The sequence below is a fragment of the Agrococcus carbonis genome, assembly GCF_900104705.1.
Classification (GTDB): Bacteria; Actinomycetota; Actinomycetes; order Actinomycetales; family Microbacteriaceae; genus Agrococcus; species Agrococcus carbonis.
This window is the reverse complement of sequence record NZ_LT629734.1, coordinates 1,897,221-1,908,960: the sequence shown is the minus strand read 5'-3', so window position 1 is coordinate 1,908,960 and position 11,740 is coordinate 1,897,221. Positions and strand designations below refer to the sequence as shown.

The 11,740-nt window shown below is 71.9% G+C and carries 3 protein-coding genes; all 3 read right to left on the bottom strand.

Going from position 1 to position 11,740, the window contains the following annotated elements; all coding sequences use genetic code 11:
- Positions 1-9 precede the first annotated feature (9 nt).
- The 3 genes from BLT67_RS09180 to rpoC all read right to left on the bottom strand — a co-directional run bounded on the left by BLT67_RS09180 (position 10) and on the right by rpoC (position 11,734).
- A complete protein-coding gene (locus BLT67_RS09180; RefSeq protein WP_092666734.1) occupies positions 10-6,063 on the bottom strand; it encodes an Ig-like domain-containing protein in 6,054 nt (2,017 codons plus the stop codon).
- A gap of 176 nt (positions 6,064-6,239) precedes the next feature.
- Positions 6,240-7,694: a hypothetical protein gene (locus tag BLT67_RS09175; protein ID WP_092666733.1), complete on the bottom strand. Its 1,455-nt coding sequence runs from the start codon at positions 7,692-7,694 to the stop codon at positions 6,240-6,242.
- A gap of 155 nt (positions 7,695-7,849) precedes the next feature.
- Positions 7,850-11,734, bottom strand: coding sequence for a DNA-directed RNA polymerase subunit beta' (gene rpoC, locus BLT67_RS09170; protein WP_092666732.1), 3,885 nt, complete (start codon positions 11,732-11,734; stop codon positions 7,850-7,852).
- Positions 11,735-11,740 lie beyond the last annotated feature (6 nt).

The window sequence follows — 11,740 nt, the reverse complement described above, 5'->3', positions numbered from 1 at the left end:
CCATCTTCGTCATGGCCAGTTCACTCTCGGGGTGTTGAGGTCGACGCCGTTGCCCCACACGCGCATCCACGCCTGACCGGCGAAGCCCGAGTAGCAGGTCCTGTCGTCACCGGGCTCGCCCTGGTACTCGGCGATCGTGCTGCCGTTGCGCGACGTGATGTTCACCCGGCCGGTCTCGAACGGGTTGTTCGCGCCGTTGGCCGAGCCGGTGTTGTGGCACGTGAAGTTGTAGATGCCGGGCTCGAAGTCTTCCCAGTTCAGCTGGTACCACTGGCACGTCTCGCCGTTGTTGCCGCGGCACTCCCCCGGGTACGCGGGCCCGCCCTTGCTCAGCGTGACGCCGGGGTTGAGCCGCCGCTCGGCGGTCGCCTGCGCGGTCGCCGTGCGGGTCTGGGTGCCGTGACCGGCCTCTGCGGCGCCCGTCGACGACTCGACCGTGATCTGCACCGTCTGGCCGCCGCGCGCCGCCTGGGTGACCGCGCCGCCGGTCCACGTGACCCAGCCGCCGTTGCCGATCCGGTAGCGCGTCGTGATGTCGCGCCCGTTCCGGCCGGGCGGCGAGATGGTGAAGCGCACCTGCTCGACCTCGCCCGTCCCGCTCACCGAGACGCCGCCGATCTGCCCGTAGGGGCGCACCGCAGCGGCTGCCGCCGTCCAGTCGCTCGCGTAGCTCGTGCCGTCGACGATGGCCGTCGCACGCACCTCGAACGTGTAGGGCCCGCCGTTGTTGTTCATGCCGGTGTAGGTGCCACCGGGTCCGAACGACTGCGTGCCCGCGCCGCCGCCGCGGATCTCGAAGCGCACCTCGTTCTCGCGCAGGCCATTCGACGAGCCCGGCGTCCACGTCACGACCGAGTTCGTGTCGCCGTCGGTCGCCGTCACGTTCGTCGGCGCGTCCGGTGCCGTGTACGTGCGCACCGCCGCGGAGGGCGCCGAGGGCTGGCTCGTGCCGGGCTCGTTCGTCGCGGTGACGGTGAAGGTGACGTTCTCGCCCTGCGCATCGAACTTGAAGTTCGCGGTCGTGCCCGTCACCTGCGCGGGTGCCGCGCCGTTCGACGGCGTCACGGTGTAGTACCGGATGGTGTCGCCGTTCTCGCTCGCGGGCTGCCAGGTCACCTGCACCTGCACCTCGCCCGGGATCGAGCGGTCGGGCGTCGCGGAGACGCCCTGCACCTGGGTCGGCGGACCGGCGGGGATGGCCGGGGCAGAGTAGCCGGAGAACTCGCTCGGCTCGAGCGCGCGGTTCACGGCCTGGATGCGGAAGGTGTAGGCCGTGCCGTTCGTCAGGCCCGTCCACGTGTGGTTCAGGCCCTGCACCTGCGCCTGCACCTGGCCGTTCGGCGCGGGCGGCGAGATCTCGACGACGTAGTGCTGGATGCGCGAGCCGCGGTTGGCGGGCTCGGCCCACGTGAGCGCGACCTGCGTGTCGCCGCGCACGGCGGTCGGCGCCGCCGGCTGCTCGGGCGGCACGTCCGGCCGCGCCTCGTTCGACGGCGTCGACGGGTCGGAGTCGCCGACCTCGTTCTGCGCGAGCACCTGGAACCGGTAGGTCACGTCGTTCTGCAGCCCCGTGATGACGCAGGTCGTCGACGCGCACGCCTGTGAGAACCCGCCGTCGACGGAGCGCACGACGTAGCCGGTGATCGGGGCGCCGTTCGAGGGAGGCGGCGCCCACGTGAGCGTGACCTGCGAGTCGCCGACGGCGTCGACGTTCGGCCGCGGCGGCGCGTCGGGCCGGCCCTTGACGTTGAGCGTGAGCGTGCCGGTCACCCGCCGCTGCGTCAGCTCGGTCGCGTCCTCGACGGTGTAGCGCACCGTCAGCACGCCCGAGAAGTCGCCGCCGGGCGTCACGGTGACCTCGCGGTCGGTGAACGACGACGCGCCGTCGCCCGAGACGACCTGCGCGTCGACGACCCGCAGCGGCAGGCCGTCGTTCGCGAACGGGTTGAAGTCGTCGCGGATGACGTCGGTCGTCGTGGGGATGCCCTGCGTCGCCTCGCCCGTGTTCGGCCGGGCGATCGCGAGCGGCCGGTTCGTCGCGACGACCTCGACGACAACCGTGCCGGCCGCTTCGTTGCCGTGCGGGTCGATCGCGGCGATCTGGAACGAGCCCGTCGTGCCCGGCGGGGTGTTGACGGCCGCCTCCGCGGTGAAGATCCCGTCGCGCAGGGTCGTCGTGACGCCCGCCATCGACCCGCCGCGCGCCTCGAAGACCATCGCCTCGAGGTCGCCCGGGTCGGGGTCGCGCGTCGCGCTGCGCAGGTCGAAGCTCGTCGAGCCCTCGCCAGCCTCGGGGCGCACGACCGCTCCCGCGAAGGTCGGCGCGATCACGCTCGAAGGGATGACGTCGATCGCGATCGTGAGCGTCGCCATGTTGCCGTCCTCGGGCCCGTCCCCGTCCGTCACCTCGAAGGTGATGGAGGCGGGGCCGACGTAGCCCTGCGGCGAGCGGAACTGCAGCGTGCGCTCGTCGGCGACGAGGCCGCTGTCGTCGGCATTGACGGCCGTGACCTTCTCGCCCGACGTGATGCGCGGTGCGGCGCCGTTCGACGTCGTCACGTAGTCGCGCAGCGGCAGCTCGAGCAAGATGCCGGAGCCGACCTGCACGGGCTCGGTCCGCGCGAGGAACGGCGCGCGGTCGCGCACGGGCGGCACCGCGACGAACGCCTCGGCCGTGAGCCCGTCGAGGTCCGTCACGCGGTAGGTGACGACCTGGAACTCCTCGCTCGGCACGACCTGCACGGCGCCGTCGACGACCGTGCCCGGGCCGGTGACGATCGAGAGCTCGAGCTCGCTCGGGTCGCCGTCCGGGTCGAGGTCGTTCTCGAGCACGGGCACGTCGAGCGGCACGTCGAGCTCGACCTCGTCGCGCGGCAGCGCGTCGTCGCGGGCGATCGGCGGCAGCAGCGGCGCCTCCTCGGCGACCGTCAGCAGCACCGTGCCCGTCGTGGACGCGCCGCGCGCATCCACCACCGCGTACGTGAACTGGTAGTCGCCCTCGGCCGACGGCGAGCGGAGGTCGACGGTGTGGCGCTCGCGGTTGACGACGGCGCCGGAGAGCTCGTCCGGCAGCTCGAGGCCGTCGGAGACGAGGGTCAGGGCGTCCTGATCCGGGTCGGAGTCGTTCTCGAGCACCGGGATCGCGACGGCCCGGTCCGGGCGCACGGTCACGAGGTCGGTCTGCGCGAACGGCGTCTGGTTCACGTCCGCGGCCTGCGCGATGCCGATGATCGCCGTCGCCGTGCCCTCGGCGCCCCAACGGTCGCGCACGCGGTAGGTGAACTCCACCGTGCCCGCGGCATCCGGGTAGGCCTCGAAGTCGAAGTAGTCGGGCCCGACCTCGGGCAGGATGCGGCCGCCCTCGGGCGCGGTGTCGTAGCCGACGAGCTCGACGCCGTCGCCATCGGGGTCGATGCCCTGGAGCGGGATCGGGATGCGCACGGTGGCGCCCGCGAGGACGCGGCTCGTCACCGTCTGCGGCGCGGGCGGGGTGTTGCGCTCGGCGTCACGCGGCACGATCGTGAGCGCGACCGTCGCGGAGTCGCGGTTGCCGTGCTCGTCCTCGATCTCGTAGGCGACCGTCGCGCGCGTCGGCGCGTCGACGAGCGCGTGCACGCGCAGCTTGCCCTCGGCGACGAAGGCGACGCCCTCCTCCTCGGAGGCGAAGCTCGCGTCGACGATGCGCTCCGAGAGCGTGAAGGGCGTGCCGTCGGGCGAGAAGTCGTTGCGCAGCACGTCGATCGTGGCGTAGTCGCCCGCGCGCACCGTCGCGCTGTCGTCGACGGCCTTCGGCGCCCGCGGCTGCGCGGGCGGCGCGACCGGGATCACCTCGACGGTGCCGGTCTCGGAGAAGCGGCCGTTCGAGACGGTGTAGGTGAAGCGGTACGGCTCCTCGAGCCCGTTGTCGACGATGCTCACGACGCGCCGATCGCGCAGCTCGACCGTGACGGGCGCGGCGTTCTCGATCGTCACCTGCTGCACGACGAGCACGCCGCCGGCGGGGTCGACGTCGTTCGCGAGCAGGTCGACGAGCGCGGAGCCCTGCTGCGGCAGGAGCGCCGTGTCGCGCACCGCGACGGGGCGCGCCTCGTCGTCGGGCGTGCGGATGTCGACGCGGATGCGCCCCGACTTCGAGTGACGTCCCTCCGCGATCATGTACGTGAGGTAGTAGGTGCCGACCGCGCCGTCGAGGATGCGGACCGTGCCCGTGGTCGCATCCCACTCCGTCTCGAGCCCGGGCGCGGGCTCGACCGAGGCGAGCCGCAGGGGCCTGCCGGAGGGCGAGAAGTCGTTGAGCAGCGGCCGGATCGTCGCCTCGCGACCTTCGATCGTGCTGACGAAGTCGGCGTTCGCGAGCGGAGGGGCATCGCCGCGCTCGAGCACCTCGACGTCGATCTCGCCGGTCGTCTCGCCGAAGCCGTCGGAGATCGTGACGGTGATCGACTGCGGCCCGGCGTCGCCGGTCGCGGTGTAGACGAGGCGGCCCGACGGGTCGGTCTGGATGGTGTCGCCCGAGTCGGTCACGGCACCCGTGAGGTACATGTCGTCGCCGTCGGGGTCGATCCAGTCGGCGAGGACCTGGTACTCGTACTCGCCGCCCTGCTCGACCGCGAACGCCTGCGCGCGCAGCAGCTCGGGCACGGAGTTCTCGCCCTCGCCGCGCACATCGACCCGCACCGAGGCCGTGTCGGTGCCGCCGCGGCCGTCAGCGACCTCGTAGTTGAAGGAGAAGCCGCCGCTGAAGCCGTCGGGCAGCTCGAGCTGCAGCTGGGAGTCGTTCGCGACGGGGGCGAGCTGCACCCCGCTCGGCACGTCGCCCACGACGCGGACGGTCAGCACGTCGCCGTCGGCGTCGCTGTCGTTCCAGAGCACCGGCAGGATCGTCGAGCGGCCCGCGCGCGCGCCGAACCGGTCGTCGTTCGCGTCCGGTTCGGTGTTCTCCTCGTTGACGGGCGGCGGCTGGTTCGTCAGCAGGTCCTCGGTCGACTCGGAGTCGTCGCGATCGGTCGTCTCGTCGGACTGCTCGGGCAGCAGGTCGTCCCAGTTGTCGACGAGCACGAGTGTGTCGGCGAGCAGCCACGACGAGCCCTCGACGTGCTGGTTGAGCACGACCGCGTCGCGGTTGATGCGGAAGGTCGCGGGCGAGCCGTCCATCTCGGGCACCTGCTGCTCGACGCGATCCTGCCCCGCGCACTCGCGCAGGTACTGGGCGCTGCCGGGCCACACCGCGTGCACGCAGCCGCCGAGCTGCACGGGGCGCACGGCCTCGCCGCCGCCCTGGCGCTCCTCGACCGTCGCGTCGCCGCCGCCCATCGGCTGGCGGATGAGCTGGGTCGGGGTCGCGAGCACGACGTCGCCGGAGTCGTCGCCGACGAGCTGCACCGCCGCGCCCTCGGGCACCTCGACCGCGCCGCCCGGCACGAGCAGCGCATCCGTGGCCGCGTCGTGCACGACCGCCTGCGAGCCCACGACCGTGACGAGCGGGTCCTCCATCGCGCGCAGCTCGCCGCGGTCGCGCATGCTCGGCTCGGCGAAGCCGCCCTCCTCGAGCCGCTGGATCGTGAGCTGGCGACCCTCGCTCGGCGAGACGGCGTGCACGGTGCCGTCGCGGCCGACGGCGACGGCGGCGCCCTCGCCGAGCTCGGCGACGGGCTCGGTGCCGTCGGTCGAGAACGAGCCGATGTCGACGAAGTCGGTGATCCAGAGCATGCCGTCGGCGGGGTCGAGGATCGCGACGGTGCCGGCGCCCATCGCGATCTCGCCCTGGGGCGGCAGCTGCACGCTCGTGCCGGTGACGACCTGCACGGGGTCGACGACGATGACGGCGGATGCCTCCTCGTTGTGGAGCAGCACGTCGTCGCCGTCCTGCAGCACGTCGAAGCGCGCAGTCGGCGAGATCAGGCCGCCGTCGAGCTCCTCGGCCTGGATGTTGATGCGGCCGAGCTGCTGGCTCGACTGCTTGGTGACCCACACGCCGCCGTCGTTGAGCTCGACGTCGGTCGTCGTGAAGCCGTCATAGGTGAGCGCGAGGATGCCGAGCGCGACCGAGATCGCCGTGACCATGGCGCCGGCGATGGTCGACTTGCGATGGCGCGTGACCCACCGAAGCACTCGACATCCCCTCCCCGCCGCTCCCACGGGGGGAGATCAGGGGACATTGTGCCAGACCTCAGCCAACGCGAACCTGCGCGTGAGGAAGGGGCCGCCCGCGCGCGGAACGGCCCCTTCGACGCGTCGGATCAGCCGCGCGCGCGCTCGTAGGCGGCGAGGCGCTCGGCGTTCTCGGCGTTGTACTCGTCCATCGCCTGGCGGTTCCACTCGCGGGCCTTCCGGCCCCGGCGGGCGACGATGCCGCCGACCCACACGGGCACCTCGCGGGCGATGACGAACGCGAGCACCGACAGCGGCGCGAGCAGCAGCTGCCCGAGCGACTGCGGGTCGATGCCCGGCAGCGCGGTGTAGCCCGTCCAGCCGCCCTGCTCCTCCATGAACGCGCCGCCGATGTGGGCCGCGTAGACGAGGAGCGCGACGATGAAGGCGCCGAGCACGTGCGCCCACCAGCCCGCGCGGTTCACGATGAGCGTCACGATCCAGTAGGCGAGGAAGAAGACCGCGACCGGTAGCAGGAACGAGGGCCGGAGCCACACCGTCTGCAGCGTCTCGACGAGGTCGAAGCCACGGTCGAAGAGGTAGCCGACGGCGAGGAACGCGGCGGCGAAGAGCGCGGCGAAGATGAGCGTCGCGAGCAGCGCGACGGCGAAGCCGACGCCGCGGGCGCCCTTCCGGCGCGGCGGCAGCGGCTCCTCGACGAGCACGATCGGGGTGCCGCCCGCGGCGGCGCGCGCCGTCTCGTCGTCGACCTGGATCGACGACGCCGGCACCTCGTCGCGCACGATGCCGAAGCGCTGGCGCTCGGTGTCGGGCTGGGCGTCGAGCACGCGGGTCTGCGCACCGGTCTCGTCGCCGGGTGCATCGATCGCCTGCGTGCGGTCGTCACGCTGCGCGTCCATCGCCTGCGTGGGGTCGTGACGATGCGCGTCCATCGCCTGCGTGGGCTCCGGCTCGACGAACTCGCGCGCTCGCGCGCGCTCCGCGCCCGCGCCGACTGCGGCGCCCGCGGCCCCGCCCGCGACGGCGGCGCCGGCACCCGCGCCGCCGGCGCCACGGGCCGCGTCGCCATCCGCGTCGTGCACCGCACCGTGGTCGGCGTCCGCATCCGTCCGGCGCCGGAGGCCGAAGGACGGGCGGCGGGGCTCGACGAGCTCGGGCGGCGCGGCCGCGTCCGAGGCCGCGTCGGTCTCGGGCTCGCGCTCGAGCGAGCTGTCGGCGGCGTCGCCGTGGGCGGCGTCGGCGCGGCGGCGGCTCGCCGTCGCATCGCCGGTGGGCGTGTCGTCCGGGTGCGCGGCGGAGTGCGACGGGCCGCGCAGGGTCGACGGCGCGATCACCGTCGGCTCGATCGGGCTCTCGCGGTCGCCGAGCTCGGCGGTGTCGGTCGACGGCTCGTGCTCGACGAGGCTCTGGTGGTCGTCGTGCTCCGTGACCGACTGCGAGGCCACCTCCGAGGAGTCCGGCGCCGACTCCGCCGAGTGGGGGTCGGTCCCCCGCTCGTCAGCAGGCGCGTCCTCCGAGGGCGTGGTCGCCGGCGCGGTGCCGAAGAACCGCTCGCGCCACGAGGTGGGCTGCTCGTCGCTCATGCTGTGACCTCCTCCGCGGCACGGTGCCGCGTCGTCGGCTGATTCTAGGCACGCCGAGCGGTGCGTCCCCTGCGGCGCTCCGCACGCAGGCGCATCCGGCGGACGCGGAAGGGGCCGCACCACGCGTGTGGTGCGGCCCCTTCGAGCAGTCGGCGTCAGACGTACTGCCCGGGCTCCTCGCCGAACTCGCCGCCGGTGAAGGCGTCGAAGTCGAGGTAGGAGAGGTCGGACTCGTCGACCCCGCCGGCGTCGGCGAACAGGCGGTTCGGGTAGCGCTCCGCCTTTGCCTCCTCCGTGGCCTCGACCGAGACGTCGCGGTAGCGCGACAGGCCGGTGCCCGCGGGGATGAGCTTGCCGATGATGACGTTCTCCTTGAGGCCCAGCAGCGGGTCGCGCTTGCCGGCGAGCGCCGCCTCGGTGAGCACCTTGGTCGTCTCCTGGAAGGAGGCGGCCGAGAGCCACGACTCCGTCGCGAGCGACGCCTTCGTGATGCCCATGACCTCCTGGCGGGCCGAAGCGGTCTTCTTGCCCTCGGTCAGCGCGGCGCGGTTGAGCTCGTTGTACCGCGAGCGGTCGACGAGCTCGCCCGGCAGCAGGTCCGTCTCGCCGTGGTCGACGACCGTGACCTTGCGCAGCATCTGGCGCACGATGACCTCGATGTGCTTGTCGTGGATCGGCACGCCCTGCGAGCGGTACACGTCCTGGACGCCCGAGACCAGGTGCTTCTGCACCTCGCGGACGCCGCGCACGCGCAGCACCTCCTTGGGGTCGACCGCGCCGACCTGGAGCTGCTGCCCCTGCTCGACGTGGTCGCCGTCGCCGACCTCGAGGGTCGCGCGGCGGAGCACCGGGTAGGCGATCTCCTCATCCCCGTTGTCGGGGGTGATGACGATGCGCTTCGACTTCTCGTCCTCCTCGATGCGCACGCGGCCCGCCACCTCGGCGATGGGCGAGGCGTTCTTGGGCGTGCGCGCCTCGAAGAGCTCGGTCACGCGGGGCAGACCCTGCGTGATGTCGCTCGCGCCGACCGAACCACCGGTGTGGAACGTGCGCATCGTGAGCTGCGTGCCGGGCTCGCCGATCGACTGGGCGGCGATGATGCCCACCGCCTCGCCGATGTCGACGAGCAGGCCCGTCGCGAGCGAGCGGCCGTAGCAGTGGGCGCAGACGCCGACCGCCGACTCGCACGTGAGCACCGAGCGCACCTTGACCGTCTCGACGCCCGCGGCGATGAACGCGCGGATCTCGCGGTCGCCGATGTCCTGGCCCGCGGTCGCGAGCACCGTGCCGTCGGATCCCACGACCTCGGTCGCGAGGTTGCGGGCGTAGACCGCCGATTCGACGTTCTCGTGCAGCACGAGCTGGCCGTCGATCGTCTCGGCGATCGGCACCTCGAGGCCCCGCTCGGTGCCGCAGTCGTCCTCGCGGATGATGACGTCCTGCGACACGTCGACGAGACGACGCGTCAGGTAGCCCGAGTCGGCCGTGCGGAGCGCGGTGTCGGCCGAGCCCTTGCGCGCGCCGTGCGTGGCGATGAAGTACTCCGCCACGGTGAGGCCCTCGCGGTACGACGAGATGATCGGGCGCGGGATGACCTCGCCCTTCGGGTTCGTCACGAGGCCGCGCATGCCGGTGATGTTGCGCACCTGGATCCAGTTGCCGTTCGCGCCGGCGGTGACCATGCGGTAGATGGAGTTGTCCTCGTCGAACGCCTCCTGCGTGGCCTTCTGCACGTCGTTCGTGGCCTTGGTCCAGAGCTCGGTGAGGTCGCTGCGACGCTCGGCGTCGGTGATGAGACCCTTCTCGAACTTGTCCTGGATCTTGCGGGCCGACTCCTCGGCCGCGCCGACGATCTCGTCCTTGCGCTCCGGCGTGATGACGTCGGAGAGCGCGACCGAGATGCCCGAGCGCGTGGCCCAGTAGAAGCCGGCGTCCTTGATCTTGTCGAGCGTCGCCGCGACCACCGTCTTGGGGTAGCGCTCGGCGAGCGCGTTGACGATGAGCGAGATGACCGGCTTGGTGGCGGCCTCCTGCACGAACGGGAAGTCCTCCGGCAGCAGCTCGTTGAAGAGCGCGCGGCCGAGGGTCGTCTCGAGCAGGAACGGCTCGCCGTCGACGAAGCCCTCCGGGCGGTCCTGGTCGCGGAAGACCAGGCCCGACAGGCGGATGCGCACGGTCGCGCCGAGGTCCAGGGAGCCCTGGTCCATGGCCATGATCGCCTCGGCGACCGAGGAGAACGCGCGGCCCGAGCCCGTCGCATCCGCCTTCACCGTGGTGAGGTGGTGCAGGCCCGAGACCATCTCGTGCGAGGGCAGCGTGACCGGACGGCCGTCCGACGGCTTGAGGATGTTGCTCGAGGCGAGCATGAGCACGCGGGCCTCGGCCTGCGCCTCGACCGAGAGCGGCAGGTGCACGGCCATCTGGTCGCCGTCGAAGTCGGCGTTGAACGCCGCGCAGACGAGCGGGTGCAGCTGGATGGCCTTGCCCTCGACGAGCTGGGGCTCGAACGCCTGGATGCCGAGGCGGTGCAGCGTGGGCGCGCGGTTCAGCAGCACGGGGCGCTCGCGGATGATCTCCTCGAGCACGTCCCACACCTGCGGCTTCGAGCGCTCCACCATGCGCTTGGCGTGCTTGATGTTCTGGGAGTGGCCCAGGTCGATCAGGCGCTTGATGACGAACGGCTTGAACAGCTCGAGCGCCATCTGCTTGGGCAGGCCGCACTGGTGCAGCTGGAGCTGCGGGCCGACGACGATGACCGAGCGGCCCGAGTAGTCGACGCGCTTGCCGAGCAGGTTCTGGCGGAACCGGCCCTGCTTGCCCTTCAGCATGTCGGAGAGCGACTTGAGCGCGCGGTTGCCGGTGCCCGTGACGGGACGGCCGCGGCGGCCGTTGTCGAACAGCGCGTCGACGGCCTCCTGCAGCATCCGCTTCTCGTTGTTCACGATGATCTCGGGAGCCCCGAGGTCGAGCAGGCGGCGCAGGCGGTTGTTGCGGTTGATGACGCGGCGGTACAGGTCGTTGAGGTCGGAGGTCGCGAAGCGGCCGCCGTCGAGCTGCACCATCGGACGCAGCTCCGGCGGGATCACCGGCACGACGTCGAGCACCATCGCGGCCGGGCTGTTGCCCGTCTGCAGGAACGAGTTGACGACCTTGAGGCGCTTGATCGCGCGGATCTTGCGCTGGCCCTTGCCCTCGGCGATCTGCTGGTGCAGGTCCTCGGCCTCGGCGGCCAGGTCGAACGACTCGAGGCGCAGCTTGATCGCCTCAGCGCCCATGTGGCCGTGGAAGAACTCGCCGTACAGGTCGACGAGGTCGTGGTACGTCGCGTCCTCGGCCTTCAGGTCACCGACCTTGAGCGTGCGGAAGTCGTCGAAGACCTTCTCCATCTGGGCGATCTCGTCGTCGGCGAACTTGCGCAGCTGCGCCATCTCGCGCTCGCCGGCGTCCTTCACCTTGCGCTTCTGGTCGGCCTTCGCGCCCTCCTCCTCGAGCTGGGCCACGTCGGCCTCGAGCTGCGAGAGGCGGGCGGCGATGTCGGCGTCGCGGCGCTTCTCGACCTCGGCGACCTTGAGCCGCAGCTCCTGCTCGAGCGCGGGAAGGCGCTCGTGGCGGGCGTCGGTGTCGACGCTGATGATCATGTACGCGGCGAAGTAGATGACCTTCTCGAGGTCCTTCGGCGCCATGTCGAGCAGATAGCCGAGGCGGCTGGGCACGCCCTTGAAGTACCAGATGTGCGTGACGGGTGCGGCGAGCTCGATGTGGCCCATGCGCTCGCGGCGCACGGACGACTTCGTGACCTCGACACCGCAGCGCTCGCAGACGATGCCCTTGAAGCGCACGCGCTTGTACTTGCCGCAGGCGCACTCCCAGTCGCGGCTGGGGCCGAAGATCTGCTCGCCGAACAGGCCGTCCTTCTCCGGCTTCAGCGTGCGGTAGTTGATGGTCTCGGGCTTCTTCACCTCGCCGTACGACCATCCGCGGATGTCCTCGGCCGTCGCCAGGCCGATCCGCAGCTCATCGAACGTAGTCGCGTCGATCAATGCAAT